The organism is Bradyrhizobium sp. 195, from assembly GCF_023101665.1.
Lineage (GTDB): Bacteria > Pseudomonadota > Alphaproteobacteria > Rhizobiales > Xanthobacteraceae > Bradyrhizobium.
Genome location: NZ_CP082161.1, coordinates 1,154,513 through 1,178,049 on the forward strand (window position 1 = coordinate 1,154,513; position 23,537 = coordinate 1,178,049).

Sequence of the window (23,537 nt, forward strand, 5' to 3'; positions counted from 1 at the left end):
GACGGTTAGCCATGTCATTCAGGACCCGCGACGGTCGCAATTGGAGGCCGGACTACCTGGTTGCTATCGATCCCAAGAAGTGCATCGGCTGCGGCCGCTGCTACAAGATCTGCGGCCGTGAGGTCATGACGCTGAAGGGGCTAAGCGAGGGTGGCGAGATCATCGATCTCGACGAGGACGACGATGAGCTCGAAAAGAAGGTCATGGTGCTGAAGGACGAAGGCGCTTGCATCGGCTGCAGCGCCTGCGCCCGGGTGTGCCCAACAAACTGTCAGACCCACACACCACCTGGTTGACTTAGCTTTCTCCGACGAGATCGACGAGTCAGTTGTCAGATACAAGCTGGTAGGGAACGCCTAGATCCGACCTGTTCTACTGGCGTGAAGCCGACAGTTGCCGAATCGGCCGCGACCTCGCATGGGCGCCCGGCGGCGAAGGCCAGCAGGATCGTGAAAACGACAATGCCGACACCGTCGTTGAAGAGTGACTCGCCCTGCATCTCGACCTCGAGACTTTCAGGTGCCTTTACATTTTGAGCGTACCCATGACCGCCACCGGATCGGTCAGGCTGATGAGAGCGCCAAACACCAGCGCCCAGGACAGCGGCAGCGACTAACCAAGGAGACCAGCGGCCTGCCAGAATAGAAAGCCAACGATAAACGTCGACGTGATCGTGGCGAAGGTGGCAAGCTCGATTACGGGTACGGCGCGGCTTACCAATGTTGCGAGATCGACGTGGAGCGCTCCCGCGAAGCGCAAGAATGCTAGCATCCCGTTCATGACGACCAACGTGAAGTCGATCTGGAGCACTGTCTTTGTTAGCGCTTCGAACAGATGCTGTTCTGGCGACGAACGCAGAGATCCCGCGTTTACCTGACGCTTCTGGCTCGATTGCAAGGCTCGCGAATAGTGATGACGAAACAGTGGATCAGCATACCGTAAGCCCTGTGCAAAAAAGCGGGCTTCGTGCCCCAACCAATTATTGGGTACGGTGTGCGCGGATCTCATCATGGCCTGGCTGCAACAGCAGTCCACTTGCGAGAGGCCGGATATATTTAAGCAACTGGAATCGTCATTCAGGAGAACTGATAAAGAAGGTGTCGCCGGTCTGGCGTCTGACGACTATCCGACACTGTTCTGTCGCCTTTGTTGGTCCGCGACACCGGCCTATTTCGCCGAGCTCTTGTCTGGCCTCAGGCTAATCCGCTGAAAAGCAATCACAATCTTTTTCTTCTGCTGGGTCGGCCAAATTGGCACGAGTTTTGAAACTCCTTCGTTGCGAGCCGGGAGCCGCCGACCGAGCTTCATTTCGTGGATGACACCGCGATCGATGGAACGAAGAAAGAAAAGCAAAATGTCAAATCCGCATCAGATAGCATTCTATGGGAAGGGGGCCTCGGCGAAATCGCCCCTACCAAACAGGCTCGCCGCCCTTGTCGACCCTTGCGCAGGAAATCTTGATGGTCGGCTGCGACTCAAAGGCCCACCACACTCGTCTTATCCTGAACTCGAAGGCGCAGGATAAAGTTCTGCATCTCGCCGCGCGGTATGCCTAGACAGTTACACGTTGACCGAACTTGATAATCGAGTCGGGCTACGCCGCGGAGGACGTCGTCTACATGCCGTCTTACGTCATTCGCTGCCCGCAGCGCCTGCCGGTCACCTTCGCCCTTCCATCGCTTAGAGAGTGAAGTGCCACCATGTCCGAACAACCCTTACCGATGCTGCCGATGTGGCGCGTCGATCACATCGAGCCCTCGCCCGAGATGTTGGCGCTACGCGCCAACGGTCCGATCCACCGCGTGCGCTTCCCGTCCGGGCACGAAGGCTGGTGGGTGACAGGCTACGACGAGGCCAAGGCGGCGCTGTCCGACGCGGGGTTCCGGCCCGCGGGAATGCCGCCGGCGGCATTCACCCCGGATTCGGTGATTCTCGGTTCGCCGGGGTGGCTGGTCTCGCACGAGGGGGGCGAGCATGCCCGGTTACGCACGATCGTGGCGCCGGCCTTCAGCAACCGCAGGATGAACCTGCTCGCGCAGCAGGTCGAGGCGATCGCCGCGCAGTTGTTCGAGACGCTGGCGGCCCAGCCCCAGCCCGCCGACCTGCGGCGCCACCTCTCCTTTCCGCTTCCGGCCATGGTCATCAGTGCGCTAATGGGCGTGCTCTATGAGGATCACGCCTTTTTCGCCGGGCTGTCCGACGAGGTGATGACGCACCAGCATGAAAGCGGCCCGCGCAGCGCATCGCGCCTGGCCTGGGAAGAACTGCGCGCCTACATTCGCGGCAAGATGCGGGACAAGCGCCAGGATCCGGGCGACAACCTGCTGACGGATCTGCTCGCGGCGGTCGACCAGGGCAAGGCGACCGAGGAAGAGGCGATCGGCCTGGCGGCGGGCATGCTGGTGGCGGGGCACGAGAGCACCGTCGCGCAGATCGAATTCGGCCTGCTGGGCATGTTCCGCCATCCGCAACAGCGCGAACGCCTGGTCGGCGATCCATCCCTGGCGGACAAGGCGGTGGAGGAAATCCTGCGCATGTACCCGCCGGGCGCGGGCTGGGACGGCATCATGCGCTATCCGAGGACCGACGTGACCATCGCGGGGGTGCATATTCCCGCGGAGAGCAAGGTGCTGGTCGGCCTGCCGGCGACGTCGTTCGATCCGCGCCATTTCGACGACCCGGAAATCTTCGACATCGGACGCGACGAAAATCCGCACCTGGCGTTCTCCTACGGGCCGCACTCCTGCATCGGCGTGGCGCTGGCCAGGCTAGAACTCAAGGTGGTGTTCGGTTCGATCTTCCAGCGCTTTCCCGCGCTGCGCCTGGCCGTGGCGGCCGAAGAACTGAAGTTGCGCAAGGAGATCATCACTGGCGGGTTCGAGGAGTTTCCGGTGCTCTGGTGATGCGCGGACGCCGCCGGGAATTGCGATCTTCTCCGCAATTTGGCGGCGCGCTTGGCGCGCGCCGGTCAGATCAGCCAGCCAACAGGTAACCAAGATGGACGTGCAAGAAACCACGGCAGCTTGCCGGGACGCCTTCGCCGAACTGGCGTCGCCAGCGTGCATCCACGACCCGTATCCGTTCATGCGGTGGTTGCGCGAGCACGATCCGGTGCATCGCGCGGCGTCGGGCCTCTTTCTGTTGAGCCGCCACGCCGACATCTACTGGGCGCTCAAGGCCACGGGCGATGCGTTTCGGGGACCGGCGCCGGGCGAACTGGCGCGCTATTTCCCGCGTGCGGCGACTAGCCTGTCACTCAATCTGCTGGCGTCCACGCTAGCGATGAAGGAACCACCGACGCATACGCGTCTGCGCCGGCTGATCTCGCGCGATTTCACCATGCGCCAGATCGACAACCTGCGGCCGAGCATCGCGCGCATCGTCGCAGCGCGCCTGGACGGCATGGCGCCCGCGCTGGAGCGCGGGGAGGCGGTGGACCTGCATCGGGGATTCGCGCTGGCCTTGCCCATGCTGGTCTTCGCCGAACTGTTCGGCATGCCCCAGGACGACATGTTCGGGCTCGCCGCCGGCATCGACGCCATTCTGGAAGGCCTGAGCCCGCACGCCAGCGATTCCCAGCTCGCCGCGGCGGACGCGGCCAGCGCCAGGGTGCAGGCCTACTTCGGCGGCCTCATACAGCGCAAGCGCACCGATCACCGCCACGATATCGTGTCGATGCTGGTCGGCGCACACGACGACGATGCCGACACGCTGTCGGATGCGGAGTTGATCAGCATGTTGTGGGGCATGCTGCTGGGCGGCTTCGCAACCACTGCTGCGACCATCGACCATGCGGTCGTGGCGATGCTGGCGTATCCCGAACAGCGGCACTGGCTGCAGGGACACGCCGTGGAGGTGGAGGCATTCGTCGAAGAAGTCCTGCGCTGCGACGCGCCCGCCATGTTCAGCTCCATTCCGCGTATCGCCCAGCGCGACATCGAACTGGGCGGCGTGGTGATCCCGAAGAACGCGGACGTGCGCGTGCTGATCGCGGCCGGCAATCGCGACCCGGACGCCTTCGCCGATCCCGACCGCTTCGATCCCGCGCGGTTCTACGGCACCAGTCCTGGCATGTCGACCGACGGGAAGATCATGCTGAGCTTCGGCCACGGCATCCACTTCTGCCTCGGTGCGCAACTGGCCCGGGTGCAGTTGGCCGAGAGCCTGCCGCGGATCCAGGCGCGCTTCCCCACGCTGGCATTGGCCGAGCAGCCGACCCGGGAGCCCTCCGCGTTCCTTAGGACGTTCCGCGCGCTGCCGGTACGGCTGCATGCGCAGGAGGGTTGAGATGCGCGTCGTGGTCGACCAGGATCTGTGCGGAACCACCGGGCAGTGCGTGCTGACGCTGCCGGGCACCTTTCGCCAGAGCGAACCGGACGGCGTGGCCGAAGTGTGCGTGGCGACGGTCCCGCAGGCGCTGCACGCCGCCGTGCGGCTCGCGGCAAGCCAGTGTCCGGTCGCCGCCATTCGGGTCATCGAAAGCGACGCTGGCGATGACGAGCGCGCCAGCGCCGACCCTGCGCCTGCTCCGGCGGAGGCCGAGCAACGCAATCCAGGAGGAAGGGATGGCACGGTTTGAAGGCAAGGTGGCCGTAGTGACCGGCGCCGGCGCCGGCATCGGCAAGGCATGCGCCCTCGCCATCGCACGCGAGGGCGGCAGAGTGGTGGTGGCCGACATTGATGGCTCGGCGGCCATCGCCTGCACCGCGCAGATCGCGGCCGAAGCGGGCCACGCGCTGGCCCTGGCCATGGATATCGCCGATGCGCAGGCGGTGGCAGCGCTGTTCGAGACGGCGGAGCGGCACTTCGGTGGGGTCGACCTGCTGGTGAACAACGCGAGCGCCATGCATCTGAACGCGCGCGACCGCGCGATCCTCGACCTGGACTTGGCGGTCTGGGATCAGACCATGGCGACCAATCTGCGCGGCACGCTGCTCTGCTGCCGGCAGGCCATCCCACGGATGATCGCCCGCGGCGGTGGCGCGATCGTCAACATGTCGTCGTGCCAGGGGCTCAGCGGTGACACCGCGCAGACGTCCTACGCCGCGTCGAAGGCGGCGATGAACATGTTGTCGGCCTCGCTCGCCACCCAGTACGGTCATGCGCAGATCCGCTGCAACGCGGTTGCGCCGGGTCTCGTCATGACCGAGCGTCTCCTCGCCAAGCTGGACGAGTGCATGCAACGGCATCTGCGCCGGCACCAGCTCCTGCCGCGCGTCGGCCGCCCCGAGGACGTGGCCGCGCTGGTGGGATTCCTGCTCTCCGACGATGCTGCCTTCATCACCGGCCAGGTCGTGTGCATCGACGGCGGCATGCTGGCGCATGTGCCGACGTACGCCGATGGTGGCAACAGCCGCGCCGCGCGGCCTGCCGGCGAGACCGCCGAAGCGGCCGTGGCGCCGCGCCGCTGATGGACATGCTGCTCAACCCGCTGGACCGTCGGCACCGGCTGCGGCACGACATCCCGGTCGTGCCCGGCGCTTTTCCCCTGGTCGGGCATCTTCCCGCCATCGTCTGCGACCTGCCGCGCCTGCTGCGGCGCGCGGAACGGACGCTGGGCAGCCACTTCTGGCTGGATTTCGGCCCTGCCGGACACCTGATGACCTGCGTGGATCCGGATGCGCTCGCACTGCTCCGGCACAAGGACGTGTCCTCGGCGCTGATCGAAGAGATCGCGCCCGAATTGCTTGGTGGAACGTTGGTTGCCCAGGACGGCGGCGCGCACCGGCAGGCGCGCGATGCGATCAAGGCGGCGTTCCTGCCCAAGGGACTTACCCAGGCCGGCATCGGCGACCTGTTCGCGCCCGTCATCCGGGCGCGGGTGCAGGCGTGGCGCGACGGCGGCGACGTAACCATCCTGCGCGAAACCGGCGACCTGATGCTCAAGCTCATCTTCAGCCTCATGGGAATACCCGCGCAGGACCTGCCGGGATGGCATCGCAAGTACCGGCAACTGCTGCAGTTGATCGTCGCGCCCCCGGTCGACCTGCCCGGACTGCCCTTGCGGCGCGGTCGCGCCGCCCGCGACTGGATCGACGCGCAGTTGCGCCAGTTCGTCCGCGACGCGCGCGCGCATGCCGCGCGCACCGGGTTGATCAGCGACATGGTGAGCGCCTTCGATCGCAGCGACGATGCGCTCTCCGATGACGTGCTGGTCGCCAATATCCGCTTGCTGCTGCTTGCCGGTCACGACACCACTGCCTCGACGATGGCGTGGATGGTGATCGAGCTGGCGCGGCAGCCTGTGCTGTGGGACGCCCTGGTCGAGGAGGCGCAACGCGTGGGCGCGGTGCCGACCCGGCACGCGGACCTTGCGCAGTGTCCGGTCGCCGAGGCGCTGTTCCGCGAGACGCTGCGCGTGCATCCGGCGACCACGCTCCTGCCGCGTCGCGCGCTGCAGGAATTGCAACTCGGCCAACGGCGCATTCCCGCGGGCACCCATCTGTGCATTCCGCTGCTGCATTTCTCGACCTCGGCGCTGCTGCACGAAGCGCCTGATCAGTTCCGCCTGGCGCGGTGGCTGCAACGCACGGAGCCGATCCGGCCGGTGGACATGCTGCAGTTCGGTACCGGCCCACACGTCTGCATCGGCTACCACTTGGTATGGCTGGAACTGGTGCAGTTCTGCATCGCCTTGGCGCTGACCATGCACAAGGCCGGGGTGCGGCCGCGGTTGCTGAGCGGCGTCGAAAAAGGCCGGCGCTATTACCCGACCGCACATCCGTCCATGACAATCCGCATCGGATTCTCATGAGCTGGCTCGCGTGTCCCGTGTGGCGAGGCAGCGGCGCCGGTGACGCGCGGCATTGCTGCACTCGGCGCGCGCTCGGTGCGCCGCCGGCAACACCGCGGCGGCGGCTCGGCGCTCGCCGTGGCCGTGTCAGGTACAAGGACATGAACAACATGCAGACCGGTTCCACGCACAACGACCGAACTGGCGTTTCCGCGCTCGGCGGATTGGGCGCCCAGGTGCGCGGCGCATCCGGCAGGCTGCTGCCGGAGATCTGGATGCAGGACGGCGCAAAGCGGGTCGAACAGGCGCTGGCGCGTCTTCTCCGCGCCGAAGACGACGGTGAGACCGAGCTGATGGCGGCAATGCGCTACGCCACCTTGAATGGCGGGAAGCGCACCCGCGCCTTGCTCTGTCTGGCTGCCGGCGCACTGGCCGACACGCCGGCGCACATGCTCGACGACGTCGGCGCCGCCATCGAGATGATGCATGCCTGTACCCTGGTCCACGACGACCTGCCCGCGATGGACGACGACGTGCTTCGCCGCGGCCTTCCGACCGTGCACGTCAAGTTCGGCGAAGCCACTGCGATACTGGTCGGTGATGCGCTGCAGGCGCACGCCTTCCTGACCCTGGCGAGCCTGGATGTGCCGAGCGACAACCGTATCGCGCTCGTGCGCGAACTGGCGCAGGCGGTGTCCGCCGAGGGTGCCGCAGGCGGCCAGGCCATGGATCTGTCGCTGGTCGGAAAGCACGTCGAGCTGGACAGGATCGTGGCGATGCACCGGATGAAGAGCGGAGCGCTAGTGCGCGCGTCCGTTCGCATGGGCGCGCTATGCGCCATCGCGGAGGATGCCGCGCAGGCTGCGCTGTACTGTGCGCTCGATCGCTACACCGCCTGTTTCGGCCTGGCGTTGCAGGTGGTCGACGACATTCTCGACGCGACAGCTGATACCGCGACGCTGGGCAAGACCCCCGGCAAGGACGCGGCGGCGCAGAAGCCGACCTGCGCGTCGATCATGGGGCTGCAGGCAGCGCGCCAGTTCGCGCTGGATTTGTTGCGCGACGCCGGGGAGGCCATCGCCCCGCTGGGGCCGCGTGCGGAACGGTTGGCGCAGATGCTGCAGCGGGCCAACGCGTATCTGTTCAAGCACGCGCCATTCGCATGAGCGCGCCCGTCCGCATGGAGGCGCCCCCTGTGCCGCTGCGATCGGCCGGCGGCAGCGGTGCATGCTGCACTGTGTCCGAGTCCGCGGCGCCGATCGCAGCGGTTGCCCAGCACGGCCGCGGCGCGCTGCGCGCAAGCCTATGCGGCGGACCGGCGCCAGCATCGGCGCGTCACCGCGCCGGAGCAGGGCGACCGTCCGGCGCTGCCCATGCGCCGGGCCGCGACGGGCCTGCGGCGACGTGCGCGGCGTCTGCCCGACCGGGTTCTCGTCAATCGTCTGCAGAAGGAACATCCCGCGTGAACGCGCTGTCCGAACAGATCCTTTCCGAATTGCGCCACCTGCTGAGCGAGATGAGCGACGGCGGCAGCGTCGGCCCGTCCGTCTATGACACGGCGCGAGCTCTACAGTTCCGCGGCAACGTCACCGGTCGGCAGGACGCATACGCGTGGCTCATCGCGCAGCAACAGGCCGATGGAGGATGGGGAAGCGCGGACTTCCCGCTGTTCCGCCATGCGCCCACTTGGGCGGCGTTGCTGGCATTGCAGCGTGCCGATCCTCTTCCCGGCGCTGCCGACGCAGTCCAGGCTGCAACCCGGTTCCTCGAGCGCGAGCCCGATCCCTACGCGCAGACGGTGCCGGAAGACGCGCCGATCGGCGCGGAGTTGATCCTGCCGCAGTTGTGCGGCGAGGCCGCATCCTTGCTGGGCGGCGTGGCGTTTCCGCGCCACCCGGCGCTGTTGCCTCTGCGGCAAGCGTGCCTGGTCAAGCTGGGGGCGCTGGCGACGTTGCCGAGCGGCCATCCGTTGCTGCACTCCTGGGAAGCCTGGGGGACGTCGCTGACCACCGCATGCCCGGATGACGACGGCAGCATCGGCATCAGTCCGGCCGCCACCGCCGCGTGTCGTGCGCACGCCGTGACACAGGGGAGCACGCCGCAGATCGGGCGCGCCGACGCGTATCTGCAGGCGGCATCGCGGGCGACGCGCAGCGGCATCGAAGGTGTCGTTCCCAACGTCTGGCCGATCAATGTGTTCGAGCCATGCTGGTCGCTGTACACCCTGCATCTGGCCGGGCTGTTCGCGCATCCCGCGCTCGCCGAGGCGGTGCGCGTGATCATCGCGCAGCTCGACGCCCGTCTGGGCGTGCGCGGTCTAGGCCCGGCCTTGCACTTCGCGGCCGATGCGGACGACACCGCCGTTGCGTTGTGCGTCCTGCGCCTTGCAGGCCGCGACCCGACGGTCGATCCGTTGCGCCATTTCGAAATCGGCGAGCTGTTCGTCACCTTCCCCGGCGAGCGCAATGCCTCCGTGTCGACCAACATCCATGCCCTGCATGCGTTGCGACTGTTGGGAAAGCCCGCCGCCGGCACCAGCGCGTACGTCGAGGCCAATCGCAACCCGCACGGTCTATGGGACAACGAAAAATGGCACGTTTCGTGGCTGTATCCCACCGCGCATGCGATCGCTGCGCTGGCGCAAGGCAAGCCCCAGTGGCGCGACGAGCGCGCGCTGGCGGCGCTGCTGCAGGCGCAGCGCGACGACGGCGGCTGGGGCGCCGGTCGCGCGTCCACATTCGAGGAAACCGCCTATGCGCTGTTCGCGTTGTACGTGATGGACGGGAGCGAAGAGCCGACAGGGCGCCGGCGCATCGCGCAGGCGGTGGCGCGTGCGCTGGAGTGGATGCTCGCCCGCCATGCGGCGCATGCATTGCCGCAGACGCCGCTGTGGATCGGAAAGGAACTGTATTGCCCCACCCGGATCGTGCGCGTGGCCGAACTCGCCGGGTTGTGGCTGGCGCTTCGTTGGGGGCGGCGCGTCCCGGCCGAGGGAGCAGGAGCGGCGCCATGATCCAGACCGAACGCGCGCTGCAGCAGGTGCTGGAGTGGGGGCGTTCTCTGACCGGGTTCGCCGACGAGCATGCCGTGGAAGCGGTCAGGGGCGGCCAGTACATCCTGCAGCGCATCCACCCGAGCCTGCGCGACACCAGCGCCCGCACCGGCCGCGATCCGCAGGACGAAGCGCTGATCGTGGCGTTCTATCGCGAACTGGCGCTGCTGTTCTGGCTCGACGATTGCAACGACCTTGGCCTGATCGCGCCGGAGCAGCTCGCTGCGGTGGAGCAGGCGCTGGGGCAGGGCGTGCCGTGCGCGCTCCCCGGATTCGAGGGCTGCGCTGTGCTGCGCGCTTCGCTGGCCGCGCTCGCCTACGATCGTCGCGACTATGCTCAGCTTCTTGACGATACCCGGTGCTACTGCGCGGCGCTGCGCGCCGGACACGCGCAGGCGGCAGGGGCGGAACGCTGGTCCTACGCCGAGTACCTGCACAACGGCATCGATTCGATCGCCTACACGAACGTGTTCTGTTGCCTGTCGTTGCTGTGGGGGCTGGACATGGCGACCTTGCGCGCGCGTCCGGCGTTTCGCCAGGTCCTGCGGCTCATCTCCGCGATAGGGCGCCTGCAGAACGATCTGCATGGACGCGACAAGGACAGGTCGGCCGGCGAGGCCGATAACGCGGCGATCCTGCTGCTGCAGCGCTATCCGGCTATGCCTGTGGTGGAGTTCCTCAACGACGAGCTGGCCGGCCATACGCGCATGCTGCACCGGGTGATGGCTTCAGAACGCTTTCCCGCGCCGTGGGGACCGTTGATCGAGGCCATGGCGGCCATCCGCGCGCAGTACTACCAGACCTCGACCAGCCGCTACCGCAGCGACGCTGCGGGGGAGGCCAGCGTGCGCCGGCCTGAACGCGCGGGAGGGGGCGGCGTGCGCGCGCTGCCGTCGGTCCGATCCGACGCAACGCCGTCGCCCGATGCGACGGATGGAGCGAGCATGAGCGACACCGCCCTGAGCCGGCGCAAGGACGACCATCTGGACATCGTGCTGGATCGGCGAACGGCGCCGGCCACGGTTGCCGCCCTCTGGGAGTACATCCGTTTCGAACACTGCGCATTGCCCGAGTTGGACCTGACGCAGATCGACCTGCGCGCCTCGCTGCTGGGCAAGACCATGCGCGCGCCGCTGCTGATCAGCTCCATGACCGGCGGCACGTCACGCGCCGAGGCCATCAACCGGCATCTGAGCGAGGCAGCGCAAGCCTTGGGGATCGCCATGTGCGTCGGTTCGCAGCGCGTGAGCCTGCAATCCCGCAACTCCCAGGGGCTGACGCGCGCGCTGCGCCACCTGGCCCCAGACATTCCCTTGCTGGCCAATATCGGCGCCGCGCAACTGCGCGAGACCGACGGCCTGGACCTGGCGCGCCGGGCGGTGGATGCGCTGGAGGCCGATGGACTCATCGTCCATCTCAATCCGCTGCAGGAAGCGGTACAGCCGGAGGGCGACCGCGACTGGCGCGGCGTCCTGGCGCAGATCGCTCGCGCCGCGCGCAGCGTGGGCGTGCCGATCGTGGCCAAGGAAGTGGGCTCGGGCCTGTCCGCCTCGGTGGCCTGTGCGCTCGTCGAGGCGGGCGTGGCGGTGATCGATGTCGCCGGCGCCGGCGGCACCAGTTGGGCCGCGGTGGAGGGCGAGCGCGCCCGCGATGCCGCCGACCGTGCAGTGGCGATGGCGTTCGCCGATTGGGGGATTCCGACCCCGGCCAGCGTGCAGGCGGTACGTCGGGCGCTGCCAACGGTGAAGCTGATCGCGTCGGGCGGAATCCGCGACGGCGTCGACGTGGCCAAGGCCATTCGCCTGGGCGCGGACATCGCCGGGCAGGCGGCCGGCGTGCTGCGCGCGGCTACGGTATCCACCGAGGCGGTTGTCGCGCATTTCGAGATCTTCATCCGCCAGTTGGCCGTCGCCTGCTTCTGCACCGGCTCGGCTGATCTGGCGGCGTTGCGTCAGGCGCGCTTGTTGCCCTCGGCGCATCTGCCCGCCGGTTGATGCCGGCGTCGCCCGCACGTGGCGGCGGGCGCCTAGTCTTACTGAGTCAGAAAGTCGCGGATGCGGGTGGATTCGCGCTGGCGCGGATTTGTTAGGGTGCTGCTTCGTGATCAGGGAAGCGCTCCGCGATGCCCGACTGGACAGCCGAGAGTGAAGCCGCATTCGACGCTTATGTCGATGCTTTGATCGGGGTGATCGGCCACGCCGAACGAGCTGAGCCCCTGAAGGGGTCGGAACAAGGTGCGCCGGGAGACCGGCAAGGAGTAGATGGTGCAAGTCCATTGCAATGAAGGAGTATCGATCCACATTGACCCCCAGTCATGCGCGGTCGGTCGTGCGGAGACCGGTAACTTCTCTGGGGTCAAACACGGGTTGTTAGGCTTGAGCAGTCCATCAGCATCGTTTTGAGACAAAGCGATGGCGGTGGAATGGACGGTTACGATCGAGGGCCGGAACGAATTTGGTGAAACATGCCGGAAGGAGGTCCGCATAGACAAGAGCTGGGAGAGCCTATTCGACGGCGACATCGGCTTGTCGATCGGCGATAGCAAAAAGATCATGGCAGCGCTGCAGAACGCGGTCGTGAATCATGAGGCGGAGATGTATGCCCTTCTTCGCCGGTTTTGCCCGGACTGCCATACGTTCCGACCGGCAAGCGGCTCGACGACCAGGTCATGCAGGAAACTGGCGTGCGAGGTCCCAAACGGATGACCGATGCCAGCTTGAGATGCAGCTTCCCGGAGATCGGCGCAAAGGATTCGTCATCAGCATTGATACGGCGCACGTTCGTAGCGCTGATCAACATTCGGCGCGAAATTTCGAGCTCGTCGTGGCCAGATGCGGCCGCGGGGGACGGGGAGAAAGGGGCGGTCGCTATTTCGTCACCGGCAGCACCGACCAGCAGGCAATCCGCGATCGTGCTCTTCACTCTCTCCAGGAAGTCGGATATCGCGACTTTGGGGATGTGACGGTGATCTCGGACGGGGCCGAAATCATAAAGCGGCTGCCCCGCGCCATGCTGAAACCAACGACCCACATCATCGACTGGTTTCATATTGCCATGAAGATCCAGCCCCATGCAGCAGATCGCCGATCACATCGTACGATCCCGATCAGGCGCCTTTGAAGCGCTTCCAACCATCGACAGGGACATCAGAGCCGTGAAGTGGCGTCTGTGGCATGGGCGGGTCGGGCGCGCGATCCGCGACCTGGAGCAACTTCTAGGTGTCTGGTCCCGGCGTGTGGGGGAATCAGCCAAACTATCCCTTCATTCTGGGAGGGTTATGGGACAGATACTCCATGGCAGCGCCACGACTACGCACGCCATCCGAGCGGCAATACAGCGATCGAAGGCTCCGCTCAAAGAATTAGCCGCGCAGTACGGCCTGAATCAGAAGACGGTTGCCAAGTGGCGTAAGCGGACCTTTGTCCACGACGCGCCAATGGGCCCGAAGACCGCGCGCTCGACCATATTGACGGCCGAGCAGGAGGCGACGGTCGTCGCCTTCCGCAGGCACACACTATTGCCCCTTGATGACTGCCTCTATGCCCTGCAGGCGACGATACCGCACCTGACGCGGTCATCCTTGCATCGGTGCCTACAGCGCCATGGGATCAGCCGCCTACCGGAGGTCGCTGGCGACAAGCCAGCCAAACAGCCGTTCAAGGCCTATCCCATCGGATACTTTCACATCGACATCGCCGAGGTCCGTACCGAAGAGGGGAAGCTCTACCTCTTCGTGGGCGTGGACCGAACCTCGAAGTACGCGTTCGCTCGATTGACGAAGACGGCAACCACCGCCACCGCCAGGGCCTTCCTCGACGAACTGGTGGAAGCTGTCCCCTACAAAATCCACACCGTACTCACAGACAATGGCATCCAGTTCGCTGACTTGCCCAAGAACCGGAGCGGGCCAACCGCCCGTTGGCGCAGCCATCCCTTCGATCGGACCTGTCGAGATCATGGCATCGAGCATCGGCTCACCAAGCCCAGCCATCCTTGGACGAACGGTCAGGTCGAACGGATGAACCGAACGCTGAAGGAGGCGACTATCCGGCGATACCACTACGAGACCCACCGCCAGCTCCAGGATCACCTCGCTGCCTTCCTGGACGGCTACAACTTCGCCAAGCGGCTAAAGACCCTACGTGGCCTTACACCCTACGAAGCCATCTGCACGGCCTGGGCAAAAGAGCCGGACCGCTTCCGGCTCGATCCACTCCACTTGACCTCGGGACTGAACACCTGGGACAGCTTCGGTTGCGGCATTCTGCATAGCTTCGCTTCGTTCTCACAACATTGAGGACGTGCGGCCAACTCTGCTCAGCTATCGCTTGGCCTGGCTCGCTGGGTTCTCTCGAACGATGCAACCTGCGCGTTACTCGATCCCCGGGTCGGTTTCCATGGTCCATGGGCGCAGCTCGTCGACAACTGTCGGCTGGCGAGCATCGACGCGCGACATCTCTGCGCCATGCAGGCTGGCAAAGGCCTGGCGCACAGCGCGAAAGCCGATCCATACATCGTCGATCCGCCCTCTGAAATGTGACCGCGATCGTGAACCGATGAGCATTGGAATGTCCGGATCCCCATGGATGCAGTCAGCCGGACGGTCACGGCCAACCGCCCCTCGGTGCAATTGACGACAGTGCTCTTGGCCAACACACGACTAGCAGAGTGGCCGTGTGATCTCCCGAAAGGTAGGCCGATTAGTCCATCACCAGGGTTTGTCAGAGCCAGTTCCGGCGAAGCGGGTGCAGTGACTCTCTCCGGCATACTCGTCGAGCTGGCGAGAGAGAGGGTCTGAGGCGATGCCTCAGACGGGGCGATTTTCGCTTCTGTTCTTCACCGGCTCCATTTTGGCCAGGCCGTCCGCGTATGAAATTTCCGTGTATGATCCACCGATGTCCTTGGCCGCGTCGAGCAAGTAGTCGAGCCTACCGGCCGTACCGAGCTTCTTGATGTCATTCTTGTCGACGCCGGCGAGGTCCATCATCTCCTTCCACACAGTTGATTCGTCGCAAGGCAGAATGCGGAAGGTGATGTCGCCTATCTTGGTGCGGTACTTCGCGAGCAGATCAATGTTGTTGCAGAACATGAAATAGCTGCCTTCGGGGCTCAGCCTGCCATCCAGAACCTTTGCGGCCTGAGGTAGATAGGCGAAGGAATGCAGATATCCGGCAAGGACTGGGATGGTCGGTTCGCCTTCCTGCGCGATTGCAAGAACTTGTTCGATGGAATAGTCCGGCGGTCGTTTTTCGTCGGCGAGCTGGGCTTGGAACTTCAGCGCGATGTCGCCCCGAAATCCAAACCGCCCCGACTTCGTTGTCTCGGTCTTAAGCACCGCATTCAGCAACCGCCCCTCCTTGTCCAACTGGCCAAGAGCGGTGTTGTCGATCGACGTCATGGAAGGCTCCTCATCAATCTGTCGTGTACATGCATCGCCCAATGCGGCGTGTCCGCTAACCTTATGCAAGTTGTTTGCCGTGCGGCTATGTCTGCAGCGACGCACAGCGTAAGCGGCGGCTTGGCGCAATGTGCATGAATACGTGCCGGCACCATCACGAGGTCTCGGCCGGATGAGGTCGGGACGCCGGAAAACCGCCTGTCGCAAAGCCGACAGGTCGCAAATCGTATGGTCGCCCCTGCAAAACCAATTGATTTCAGCTGCATCTCGACTGGCATGGGATTTGCGAATTGTGCCTCGCGACAGAAACTGAGAGCGAGCCAGAAATGATCAACCTAACGGATAGCGCCATCAACGCACTGAAGGCCGCAATCTCCTCGACAGCCCAGCCGGCAAGCGGTTTGCGGGTCATGGTCGAAGGCGGCGGTTGCCAAGGGTTCACATACAAAATGGGTCTTGCTCATGAGCCGGTCTCCGATGAGCCCGTGTTCGAGCAAGACGGGATCAAAGTCTTCGTCGACAAGGCGAGCCGGGCGCATCTCAACGGCACCACGATCGATTTCGTGGTGTCGCTCGAAGGATCAGGGTTCCGCTTCGATAACCCAAATGCCAAATCGAGCTGTTCCTGCGGCAAATCGTTCAGCTGAGCCGCCTTCGGACCATTCGCAATGGAAGGAGCATCGAACATGAGCCTGAAGGCTGAACGAACGAAGCAGTCTTCGACTGCAGAGCCTTCCGATCGCGAGCGGATTGTCCGCGCCGTGCTCGATGAGATTCGGCCAAGCCTCAGGCGTGATCGTGGGGATTGTGAGCTCGTCGAAATCGAAGCCAACAAGATCATGGTCAGGCTCACCGGCGCCTGCACGTTATGCAAGCTTGCGGGAACGACGCTCGCGGCCATTCAAGCGCGCCTGATCGAGCGGCTCGGCGAGTTCGTCCGCCTGATCCCGCTCCCCGGAGCTGCCAAAGTGGGGCCTTAAGTGCAGAGCGGACAGTCCGTGCGGCCGATCTACCTGGATAACAACGCGACGACCCGTGCACATCCTTTGGTGGTCGCGGCAATGCTGCCGTTCTTCTCTGGGCAATTCGGCAATGCGTCGTCCGCGCATGCATTCGGCATTGAGGTTGCGCCCGCATTGAAACAGGCGCGCCGGAAGCTGCAGGCCCTCGTTGGCGCGGCATTCGATCACGAGATCGTCTTCACGTCGGGCGCGACTGAATCCGACAACACAGCGATCCTGTCCGCGCTCGCAGTGCAGGAGGGGCGCGACGAAATCGTCACAACGGCCGTTGAGCATCCAGCCGTGCTGTCCCTTGCCGAGGAGCTGGGCCGACGAGGAATCAAGACCCATGTCATTCCGGTCGACGCAAGCGGCCGATTGAACATCGAGGCTTATCGCAACGCATTGTCGAGGCGCACGTCAATCGCCTCGGTCATGTGGGCCAATAATGAGACCGGTACGATCTTTCCGGTGAAATCCCTCGCCAAGATGGCGCGCTCAGTCGGCGCGCTCTTTCACACCGACGCGGTCCAGGCGGTCGGGCGGATTCCGATTGACCTGAAGACTACGGACATCGACATGCTGTCGCTCTCCGGCCATAAGCTCCATGGTCCGAAGGGGATCGGCGCGCTGTATGTGCGCAAGGAAATCAAGTTCCGACCGCTGATCTTCGGCGGCGCACAGGAGCGGCATCGCCGCGCTGGCACCCAAAACGTTCCGGGCATTATTGGGCTCGGCAAGGCGGCGGAACTCGCTGCGGCACACCTCATACAAGAGCAGATGCAGATTGGCGTCCTTCGCGACCGGCTGGAGCAAGGCATTCTCGCTCTCGGCTGTTGCATCGTGCTTGGTCATATCAAGAACCGCTTGCCAAATACGTCTAACATTGCATTCGAGCATCTCGAAGCAGAGGCCATCGTCGACCACCTGAACCGCAACGGAATTGCCGTCTCACTCGGTTCAGCCTGCGCGTCCGGCTCGATGGAGCCGTCCCATGTCCTGCGCGCGATGAGAGTACCACCGGCCTTTTTGCGCGGTGCGGTTCGCTTCTCGCTGTCGCGCGAAACCGCGCGGGATGAGATCGATCGTGTCCTGCAAGTCCTGGCGGACATCAATGCCAAACAGAGAACCTTGTGGCGTGCGTGTCAGGAGCGCGCGCGCGCGGGCGAGAGATCACAACTTGCGGAGCTCCTATGAAGGTCATGATTCGCCGTTCGCCCGAGACGGGGCTTTCGATTTATGTGCCCAAGAAGGATCTTGAGGAGTCGATTGTCGAATGTGAGCACGAGACGCTGTGGGGTGGTTGGATTAGAATCGCGAACGGCTGGGTGCTCGACCTACCCGCGATGGCGAGTGACACCATCCTTCCAATCACTATCAACGCCAAGAAGCGCGGCGGCGAAGCAACCGAATGATGAATGCTGCGACTCCACAGAACCTCGCCAAACCAGCGGATGCGGAAGCTATTCTTGGCGGAGCGGTCCGGCCTCTGCGGGGAAGGCCACATCATTCCCTGGCTTTGGCTTGGCGTGATCGAAGGTTCCAGCCGAGTGTGCCGATGACTCCGGAAGCGCTCGAAGCGTTCTTGGAGACGCACGGTGCCAAACGCAATATTTCGGCCTAGGCCAGCACTGAGGCGTTGGGCCAGCGAGATGGCGCTGACGGGAAGGCCCTCGCGAGGGCCCATTGTGCTGACATCGCCAGCCCGGTCGTTGCATTTCGCACATCTTAACAGCGTCAGGCCAATTGCTGCAACTCCGCAAGATTCAGTTTCGAGAGGATCGAATCTCGCGCCGGGCCAGGTCGTAGCTTGCAAATCGTGATGCAACGTTCGCGATGCAAATCCTTGAATCAGTCGAACTACGCGTCAAGACTAAGGTTGTAAATGAAGCATGGTCAGACAAGGAGCGTCGACGACTCGCGAACTGGAAGGCCAACGCCCTCCGCTCCTGACGATGATCCCTATCTATGGTTGGAACAGATCGAAGGCGCGCGGGCGCTGAACTTCGTCGAGCGGCAGAATAGCAGAACCCTGGAGGTGTTTGGCGGACCCGCAGCCGAACGAGACAGAGATGCACTGACAGCGATTTACGACCGACCTGACAATATCCCCTATGTCAGCCGGCGCGGCGGCTATCTCTACAATCTGTGGAGGGACGCCAATAATCCACGCGGCCTCTGGCGGCGAACCACTCTGGAAGAGTATCGCACGCCGAAGCCGTCATGGGACATCCTGCTCGACCTCGATCAACTTGCCGTCAGCGAAGGCAAAGACTGGCTTCTGAACGCCACGGCCGCACCGCCTGGAAATCACTCGCGATGGATCCTGAGTCTATCGCGCGGCGGAAGCGATGCCGTCACTTTGCGTGAATTCGATTCAGACACGAAGCTCTTCATCCACGATGGCTTTATTTTGCCGGAAGCCAAAGGCAGCGGCGTATGGCTCGATCCTGATACGCTGGTGTTGTTAAGCTCCCATGGCGACGGCATGGCCGCGACCACCGGCTATGCGCGCACGGTGAGGCTGTGGCGGCGTGGTACGCATGTTGACAAAGCGGCAGTGATCTTTGAGACCAAGGCCGCTCATGTGTCAGTCGGTTGCAGTGTTGACGACACCGTCGTGCCGCCCAGGATCTGGTTCCTCGACGCGACAGACGTCTCCAATTGCGTGGTCTGGCTGGGCGATGAAACGGGCGCCAAGACGAGGCTCGACTTGCCAAATAACATCTGGATGCGGTCGCATCGCAACTGGCTTGCCCTGAAGCCGCGCGAATCCTGGTCTGTGGCAGGGCAGACCTATGCCGCGGATACGGTGCTCGTCATCCCGCTGCCGGTATTCCTGGCGGGCAGCCGCCAGTTCGAGATTCTCTTCGAGCCGGACCCGCGCCGTGCGCTGCAGAGCTTCTTTTGGAGTGCGGGCAAGGTTGTGCTTTGTATTCTCGACGAACTCCGGCCAGTCTTCGAGATCTGCACGCCATCCGATCATGGCTGGAACCGCGAGCAATTGGGCGGGCTTCCTGATCTTGGCGTGGTCGACATCTGGTCTCTCGATCGCGATCCGTCCGAGAGCAATGGCGACTTGCTGGCTCACGTCGAGGATCCGCTCACCCCGCCGTCCCTCATCCTGATGGAGCGGGGCGTTGGCAGTCCCGCCGTGCTGAAGCAGGCGCCGAAGACGTTTGCCGCGGAGCACTGCGTGGTCACGCGGCACGAGGCCATCTCGATCGACGGTGAGCGAATTCCCTACCTACAGACCGGCCCCGTCAGACAGACCGGCAACGCGCCGGTCCATCTGAGCGGATATGGCGGGTTTGGGATCTCCGTGAAACCGTATTACAATTCCGCGCTCGGTAAGCTTTGGCTTGACTGCGGCGGCACCACGGTTCAGGCAAATTTGCGCGGCGGCGGTGAGTTCGGCACGCGCTGGCACGACGCCGGCCGGCTGGCCGGCAAGAGATTGTCGCATGACGATTTCGCAGCCGTCGCCGCCGATCTCGTTAAGCGCGGCGTGACACAGGCCAAGCGGATCGGGGCCGAGAGTGGATCGAACGGCGGCATCCTCATTACCAACATGCTAACGCGATATCCCGGGCTCTTTGGCGCACTGTTCTGCACCGTCCCGCTGATCGACATGCGCCGCTACACCAAACTGCTCGCCGGGGCGAACTGGCTCGCCGAATATGGCGATCCCGACAACGCTGAGGAGTGGGAGTGGCTGAAGACCTATTCTGCCTATCATGCCGCAAGACCCGGGCAGTCCTATCCACCGATCCTGATGGCCGCCAGGCGGCGGGACGATCGCGTCCATCCCGGACATGCGCGCAAAATGGCAGCGAAGCTGCAGGCGATGGGCTATGAGGCTTATTTCTACGAGCATGCCGCCGGCGGCCACAGCTGTGGCAAGGACAACAGGGAGCACGCCGGCTTGTTGGTGCTGGGCCTGCGTTTCCTGAAGAGCAGGATCGGCTGGCTGGATACCGAGACGTCAGCGACTTAGCGTAGTTGTTGGACGGCAGCTCGTGCGATGTCGACCGAGGCGGCTGCAGCATTGCGAATCTGATCGGCGTCCACACCCGCACGACCTATTCGAGATGCCAACCAACGTTTGGAAACACGGTCCAATTCGTGGCCGTCGGGACCCTGGCCACCAGGCGTTTCTCTTCACCTGCCCGACAATGCCTTTGCGGAGTGTCAGGCAGGGGCCCGCGTGATCTTCCACGACATAGGTCGGTAACGGGGGCTGCTTCTTGTCTGCACCTACGAAGGATCGCCAGTTCAAGTTGTCCTTTCAAAGCTCCGGAACGTCTTTTGCGGATTGTGCTTTGCATACGCGTCACATTTCGCCGACAAGATCAACTTTCAACGACACCAGCCGCCATGCTCTTTGCCCAAGGGCATAGATGATGCAGCGTACCCGCCGTCATAATAGCGCTGCCAGCGCTCTTGTGATCGCAATTTCTGTCGGCTTTCCAACATGAATTGATAAAACTGACATTCGAGCAGGCGTTACCTAACTACTTGAAGCGAACCACAAAATTGATTTGTGGCAGGTATGGCACGCCAGTTGCTCTTGGCTTTTCAGAAACGACTCTGGGGATGCTTGCTGGAAGGATTCGGCTTGCGAAGAGAATTGGAAAAATGAGTACTTCAGCGCAACACCAGGTATCCTGCGGCGGCGGCGAGATCAGCGAGACCATGCAAATCATGGCTAAGCACAAGAGCTGCGGTACGGTCAGTGGCAGCGGCAAGGCGAGCTGCGGATCTCAGGCCGGCATCGGCAATGTGCCAAATGAGGTCTGGGAAAAGGTGAAGAACCATCCCTGCTACAGCGAGGAGGCGCACCACCATTATGCCCGCATGCATGTCGCGGTCGCACCCGCCTGCAATATCCAGTGCAATTACTGCAATCGTAAATACGATTGCGCCAACGAATCGCGCCCCGGCATTGTCAGCGAGAAGTTGACGCCGGAGCAGGCCGCCAAGAAGGTGCTGGCGGTCGCTTCCGCGATCCCTCAGATGAGCGTGGTCGGCGTTGCTGGCCCTGGCGACCCCCTGGCGAATCCGGACAAGACATTCAAGACGTTCGAACTCGTCAATAAGCTCGCGCCAGATATCAAGCTGTGCCTCTCGACGAACGGTCTGGCGCTAGCTGATCATGTCGACACGATCGCAAGACTCAAGGTCGATCACGTGACGATCACGATCAACATGATCGATCCCGATATCGGCGCAAAGATCTATCCATGGATCTTCTACCGCCACAAGCGCTACACCGGCATTGAAGCTGCAAGCATCCTCAGCAATCGGCAGCTCCAGGGCCTGGAGATGCTCACCGCGCGCGGCATCCTGTGCAAAGTCAACTCGGTGATGATTCCCGGGATTAACGATCAGCATCTGGTTGAGGTTAACAAGGCCGTGAAGTCGCGCGGCGCCTTCCTGCATAACGTGATGCCGCTGATTTCGTCGCCCGAGCACGGCACCGTGTTCGGTCTCAGCGGGCAACGCGGCCCGACCGCACAGGAAGTGACAGCATTGCAGGATAGCTGCGAAAGCGAGATGAACATGATGCGTCACTGTCGCCAGTGCCGCGCCGACGCCGTCGGACTGCTCGGGGAGGACCGCGGCGCGGAGTTCACCATGGAAAAGATCATGGCCATGGACATCAAATATGATGAGCAGGCCCGAAAGGAGTATCAGGCCAAAGTCGAGAAAGCGCGCATTGCAAAGCTTGCGGCCAAGCAGGAGCAGCTTGCGGGGCTCGCCAACGCGTCCAGCGAAATCAAGGTGCTGGTGGCGGTTGCAACCAAGGGCTCGGGATTGATCAACCAGCACTTCGGTCATGCCAAGGAGTTCCAGATCTACGAGCTCTCGACTTCAGGCGCAAAATTCGTTGGCCATCGTCCTATTCATCCCTATTGCCAGGGCGGCCATGGCGAGGACAGCAAGCTCGAAATCGCCATCGGCGCCATCAACGATTGTCATGCCGTGTTCGTGTCAAAGATCGGCGGCTGCCCGAAGGCCGAATTGATCAAGGCCGGAATCGAACCGGTCGATCAGTACGCCTACGAGTTCATTGATGGCTCGGCGATCGCCTGGTTCAAACTCTATCTCGATAAGGTCAATGAGGGGAAGATCAAGCACGTTGAGCGGGTCGATCCGGCGGCCCGCCGCAATGCGCTGATTTCCGCCGCCTGAGAGGATGGGTTCAGACAATGCCGTTCAAGATCATCGCCTCGCAATGCACGGGCTGTTCGGCGTGCGAAACGCAATGCCCGAACTTCGCTATTTCCGAGCGAGCCGGGGTTTTCCTGATCGATCCTGAGAAATGCACCGAGTGCGCCGCCTACTTTGATGAGCCGCAATGCGTGGCGGTTTGCCCGGTTGACAATACATGCGTGCTCGACACGGCACTGCCGCGTCACCAGGAGCCTGCTTGAGGGCTACGATGGATGTCACTACGACACTAAAGGTTCAGAAACTCGGGCGGATGATGCTCCGCCTTGACGAGGCGCCGGTCGCGGCTTTCGCCTTCTCAGATCAGGTGGACGGCTCGCCCTGGTCGCAAACGTTTTCGCCAGTTGCCAAGTCATATTCTGGCGACGCGCACGTCGGCGGGAGCGAGTCGAGCTATTCCTGTCGGCCCGAAGGCCGCCGTCTTGAGCGTGGAGGATCGATTTCGCCGATGGGCCCACGAAGGGCGGACGCGTCTTCCGCGACATCAATCCATGCACCTGCAGCCATTGTTGATCAGGCGCCATTCATGCCCGAGGCCTTCTTCAGTTGGTCATCCGAAAGAGGGCGTCCTCGCCGAGTCCTGTCTTGGTCGCACGGTGTCGAGCAGGCCGAGCATCATCCCAGGGCGACAGGGCTATCCTATCACCTCGATGAAAGTGCAGAAAGTACACCTGCGCCACGCCAAGGCGTTCGCACCGGATCACGTGATGCGGAAACGAATTTCCTGCCACCAGTGCGGTCGGCGCCACCAAGCCGGAATTCGGCTGCTATGAGAGCACCTCGTGTGGGTCTTCCTGTTCTCGCTCAACGCATATTGCCGACTTGCAGATGCGTCTCGGGCAACTCGGGAGGGACGGCAGCTGTCGGGAGACCGCTGGGGCTTTGTCCCGCGGACAAGGCTGGCGCCAAGGTGTTGTTGGGCACGCTCGAGCGTATGGGCGGGACCGTGAGTGATGACGTCCACAATGCCCTCGGTTGCCGGGGTAATCAGGTCGACTCTGTCGGCTGTGCGCATCCCGCGCTGAAGCACGCGCCTCGCCGCCGGCTCAAGCACGCCTCCCTCGATGGCAGACGACGCGCGTGCCGCGTCGATGGCTTCTTCAACATCAACCATGGGCT

The 23,537-nt window shown here is 63.5% G+C and carries 21 protein-coding genes and 2 pseudogenes; 19 read left to right on the top strand and 4 right to left on the bottom strand.

The genetic code is table 11. The annotated features are described in order from the left end of the window. Positions 1-11: 11 nt before the first annotated feature. Complete coding sequence (fdxB, locus tag IVB26_RS05390; RefSeq protein WP_247279041.1) at positions 12-296, top strand: ferredoxin III, nif-specific; 285 nt, start codon at positions 12-14, stop codon at positions 294-296. A 316-nt stretch (positions 297-612) separates the two neighbouring features. Here fdxB and IVB26_RS43320 read toward each other — a convergent pair whose 3' ends face one another. Beyond that, positions 613-1,011, bottom strand: coding sequence for a hypothetical protein (locus IVB26_RS43320; protein WP_458309316.1), 399 nt, complete (start codon positions 1,009-1,011; stop codon positions 613-615). Positions 1,012-1,354: 343 nt separating this feature from the next. Between IVB26_RS43320 and nifH the strand changes: the two are divergent. From nifH to fni, 10 genes and pseudogenes are all read left to right on the top strand, one after another. Further along, a pseudogene (nifH, locus tag IVB26_RS05400) lies at positions 1,355-1,547 on the top strand (nitrogenase reductase); the annotation flags it as partial. A 153-nt stretch (positions 1,548-1,700) separates the two neighbouring features. Continuing rightward, positions 1,701-2,903 carry a cytochrome P450 gene (locus IVB26_RS05405; protein WP_247970892.1) on the top strand — a complete coding sequence of 401 codons (1,203 nt, stop codon included), beginning with the start codon at positions 1,701-1,703 and terminating at the stop codon, positions 2,901-2,903. 94 nt (positions 2,904-2,997) lie between these two features. After that, positions 2,998-4,287 carry a cytochrome P450 gene (locus IVB26_RS05410; RefSeq protein ID WP_247970893.1) on the top strand — a complete coding sequence of 430 codons (1,290 nt, stop codon included), beginning with the start codon at positions 2,998-3,000 and terminating at the stop codon, positions 4,285-4,287. A gap of 1 nt (position 4,288) precedes the next feature. Further along, positions 4,289-4,579, top strand: coding sequence for a ferredoxin (locus IVB26_RS05415; RefSeq protein WP_247970894.1), 291 nt, complete (start codon positions 4,289-4,291; stop codon positions 4,577-4,579). Next, positions 4,566-5,411, top strand: coding sequence for an SDR family oxidoreductase (locus IVB26_RS05420; RefSeq protein ID WP_247970895.1), 846 nt, complete (start codon positions 4,566-4,568; stop codon positions 5,409-5,411). Before IVB26_RS05415 ends, IVB26_RS05420 begins: the two co-directional genes overlap by 14 nt. Next, positions 5,411-6,754 carry a cytochrome P450 gene (locus IVB26_RS05425; RefSeq protein WP_247970896.1) on the top strand — a complete coding sequence of 448 codons (1,344 nt, stop codon included), beginning with the start codon at positions 5,411-5,413 and terminating at the stop codon, positions 6,752-6,754. The genes IVB26_RS05420 and IVB26_RS05425 overlap by 1 nt, the downstream gene beginning before the upstream one ends. A 149-nt stretch (positions 6,755-6,903) precedes the next feature. Beyond that, positions 6,904-7,899, top strand: coding sequence for a polyprenyl synthetase family protein (locus tag IVB26_RS05430; protein ID WP_247973070.1), 996 nt, complete (start codon positions 6,904-6,906; stop codon positions 7,897-7,899). A gap of 296 nt (positions 7,900-8,195) precedes the next feature. Continuing rightward, positions 8,196-9,746, top strand: a complete 1,551-nt coding sequence (locus tag IVB26_RS05435; protein WP_247970897.1) for a hypothetical protein — start codon at positions 8,196-8,198, stop codon at positions 9,744-9,746. Next, positions 9,743-10,644 (top strand): annotated as a pseudogene (locus IVB26_RS05440) (terpene synthase family protein). Before IVB26_RS05435 ends, IVB26_RS05440 begins: the two are co-directional and overlap by 4 nt. A gap of 85 nt (positions 10,645-10,729) precedes the next feature. Further along, entirely contained in the window at positions 10,730-11,779 is a 1,050-nt protein-coding gene (gene fni, locus IVB26_RS05445) for a type 2 isopentenyl-diphosphate Delta-isomerase (RefSeq protein ID WP_247970898.1), read from the top strand. Positions 11,780-12,335: 556 nt separating this feature from the next. Here the strand turns inward: fni and IVB26_RS05450 are convergent. Continuing rightward, positions 12,336-12,857 carry a hypothetical protein gene (locus tag IVB26_RS05450; RefSeq protein ID WP_247970899.1) on the bottom strand — a complete coding sequence of 174 codons (522 nt, stop codon included), beginning with the start codon at positions 12,855-12,857 and terminating at the stop codon, positions 12,336-12,338. 205 nt (positions 12,858-13,062) lie between these two features. Between IVB26_RS05450 and IVB26_RS05455 the strand changes: the two genes are divergently transcribed. Further along, on the top strand, positions 13,063-14,082 hold the full coding sequence (locus IVB26_RS05455; protein ID WP_247973071.1) for an IS481 family transposase: 1,020 nt from the start codon (positions 13,063-13,065) through the stop codon (positions 14,080-14,082). A 75-nt stretch (positions 14,083-14,157) separates the two neighbouring features. Here IVB26_RS05455 and IVB26_RS05460 read toward each other — a convergent pair whose 3' ends face one another. Further along, the gene (locus IVB26_RS05460) at positions 14,158-14,349 is read right to left on the bottom strand and encodes a hypothetical protein (protein ID WP_247970900.1); all 192 of its coding nucleotides are present in this window, start codon (positions 14,347-14,349) and stop codon (positions 14,158-14,160) included. Positions 14,350-14,592: 243 nt separating this feature from the next. Next, on the bottom strand, positions 14,593-15,183 hold the full coding sequence (locus IVB26_RS05465) for a hypothetical protein (protein ID WP_247970901.1): 591 nt from the start codon (positions 15,181-15,183) through the stop codon (positions 14,593-14,595). 326 nt (positions 15,184-15,509) lie between these two features. On the opposite strand from IVB26_RS05465, the gene IVB26_RS05470 reads away from it, so the two are divergent. From IVB26_RS05470 to IVB26_RS05500, 7 genes are all read left to right on the top strand, one after another. Then, positions 15,510-15,830, top strand: coding sequence for an iron-sulfur cluster assembly accessory protein (locus IVB26_RS05470; RefSeq protein WP_247279072.1), 321 nt, complete (start codon positions 15,510-15,512; stop codon positions 15,828-15,830). A 39-nt stretch (positions 15,831-15,869) separates the two neighbouring features. Beyond that, positions 15,870-16,163, top strand: a complete 294-nt coding sequence (locus IVB26_RS05475; protein WP_247970902.1) for a NifU family protein — start codon at positions 15,870-15,872, stop codon at positions 16,161-16,163. A gap of 18 nt (positions 16,164-16,181) precedes the next feature. Beyond that, positions 16,182-17,381, top strand: coding sequence for a cysteine desulfurase NifS (gene nifS, locus IVB26_RS05480; protein ID WP_247970903.1), 1,200 nt, complete (start codon positions 16,182-16,184; stop codon positions 17,379-17,381). Then, complete coding sequence (gene nifT / locus IVB26_RS05485; RefSeq protein ID WP_247279050.1) at positions 17,378-17,599, top strand: putative nitrogen fixation protein NifT; 222 nt, start codon at positions 17,378-17,380, stop codon at positions 17,597-17,599. Before nifS ends, nifT begins: the two co-directional genes overlap by 4 nt. A gap of 470 nt (positions 17,600-18,069) precedes the next feature. Further along, on the top strand, positions 18,070-20,181 hold the full coding sequence (locus tag IVB26_RS05490; protein ID WP_247970904.1) for a prolyl oligopeptidase family serine peptidase: 2,112 nt from the start codon (positions 18,070-18,072) through the stop codon (positions 20,179-20,181). A 641-nt stretch (positions 20,182-20,822) separates the two neighbouring features. Then, a complete protein-coding gene (gene nifB / locus IVB26_RS05495) occupies positions 20,823-22,379 on the top strand; it encodes a nitrogenase cofactor biosynthesis protein NifB (protein WP_247970905.1) in 1,557 nt (518 codons plus the stop codon). A gap of 17 nt (positions 22,380-22,396) precedes the next feature. Then, positions 22,397-22,621, top strand: a complete 225-nt coding sequence (locus tag IVB26_RS05500) for a 4Fe-4S binding protein (RefSeq protein WP_247297545.1) — start codon at positions 22,397-22,399, stop codon at positions 22,619-22,621. Positions 22,622-23,537: the final 916 nt, after the last annotated feature.

What these genes read in the sequence shown, in the direction of transcription:
- fdxB (WP_247279041.1), top strand. Translation starts at nt 12, where the DNA reads ATGTCATTCAGGACCCGCGACGGTCGCAATTGGAGGCCGGACTACCTG.
- IVB26_RS43320 (WP_458309316.1), bottom strand. Translation starts at nt 1,011, where the DNA reads ATGATGAGATCCGCGCACACCGTACCCAATAATTGGTTGGGGCACGAA.
- IVB26_RS05405 (WP_247970892.1), top strand. Translation starts at nt 1,701, where the DNA reads ATGTCCGAACAACCCTTACCGATGCTGCCGATGTGGCGCGTCGATCAC.
- IVB26_RS05410 (WP_247970893.1), top strand. Translation starts at nt 2,998, where the DNA reads ATGGACGTGCAAGAAACCACGGCAGCTTGCCGGGACGCCTTCGCCGAA.
- IVB26_RS05415 (WP_247970894.1), top strand. Translation starts at nt 4,289, where the DNA reads ATGCGCGTCGTGGTCGACCAGGATCTGTGCGGAACCACCGGGCAGTGC.
- IVB26_RS05420 (WP_247970895.1), top strand. Translation starts at nt 4,566, where the DNA reads ATGGCACGGTTTGAAGGCAAGGTGGCCGTAGTGACCGGCGCCGGCGCC.
- IVB26_RS05425 (WP_247970896.1), top strand. Translation starts at nt 5,411, where the DNA reads ATGGACATGCTGCTCAACCCGCTGGACCGTCGGCACCGGCTGCGGCAC.
- IVB26_RS05430 (WP_247973070.1), top strand. Translation starts at nt 6,904, where the DNA reads ATGCAGACCGGTTCCACGCACAACGACCGAACTGGCGTTTCCGCGCTC.
- fni (WP_247970898.1), top strand. Translation starts at nt 10,730, where the DNA reads ATGAGCGACACCGCCCTGAGCCGGCGCAAGGACGACCATCTGGACATC.
- IVB26_RS05450 (WP_247970899.1), bottom strand. Translation starts at nt 12,857, where the DNA reads ATGGGGCTGGATCTTCATGGCAATATGAAACCAGTCGATGATGTGGGT.
- IVB26_RS05455 (WP_247973071.1), top strand. Translation starts at nt 13,063, where the DNA reads ATGGGACAGATACTCCATGGCAGCGCCACGACTACGCACGCCATCCGA.
- IVB26_RS05460 (WP_247970900.1), bottom strand. Translation starts at nt 14,349, where the DNA reads ATGCTCATCGGTTCACGATCGCGGTCACATTTCAGAGGGCGGATCGAC.
- IVB26_RS05465 (WP_247970901.1), bottom strand. Translation starts at nt 15,183, where the DNA reads ATGACGTCGATCGACAACACCGCTCTTGGCCAGTTGGACAAGGAGGGG.
- IVB26_RS05470 (WP_247279072.1), top strand. Translation starts at nt 15,510, where the DNA reads ATGATCAACCTAACGGATAGCGCCATCAACGCACTGAAGGCCGCAATC.
- IVB26_RS05475 (WP_247970902.1), top strand. Translation starts at nt 15,870, where the DNA reads ATGAGCCTGAAGGCTGAACGAACGAAGCAGTCTTCGACTGCAGAGCCT.
- nifT (WP_247279050.1), top strand. Translation starts at nt 17,378, where the DNA reads ATGAAGGTCATGATTCGCCGTTCGCCCGAGACGGGGCTTTCGATTTAT.
- IVB26_RS05490 (WP_247970904.1), top strand. Translation starts at nt 18,070, where the DNA reads ATGAAGCATGGTCAGACAAGGAGCGTCGACGACTCGCGAACTGGAAGG.
- nifB (WP_247970905.1), top strand. Translation starts at nt 20,823, where the DNA reads ATGAGTACTTCAGCGCAACACCAGGTATCCTGCGGCGGCGGCGAGATC.
- IVB26_RS05500 (WP_247297545.1), top strand. Translation starts at nt 22,397, where the DNA reads ATGCCGTTCAAGATCATCGCCTCGCAATGCACGGGCTGTTCGGCGTGC.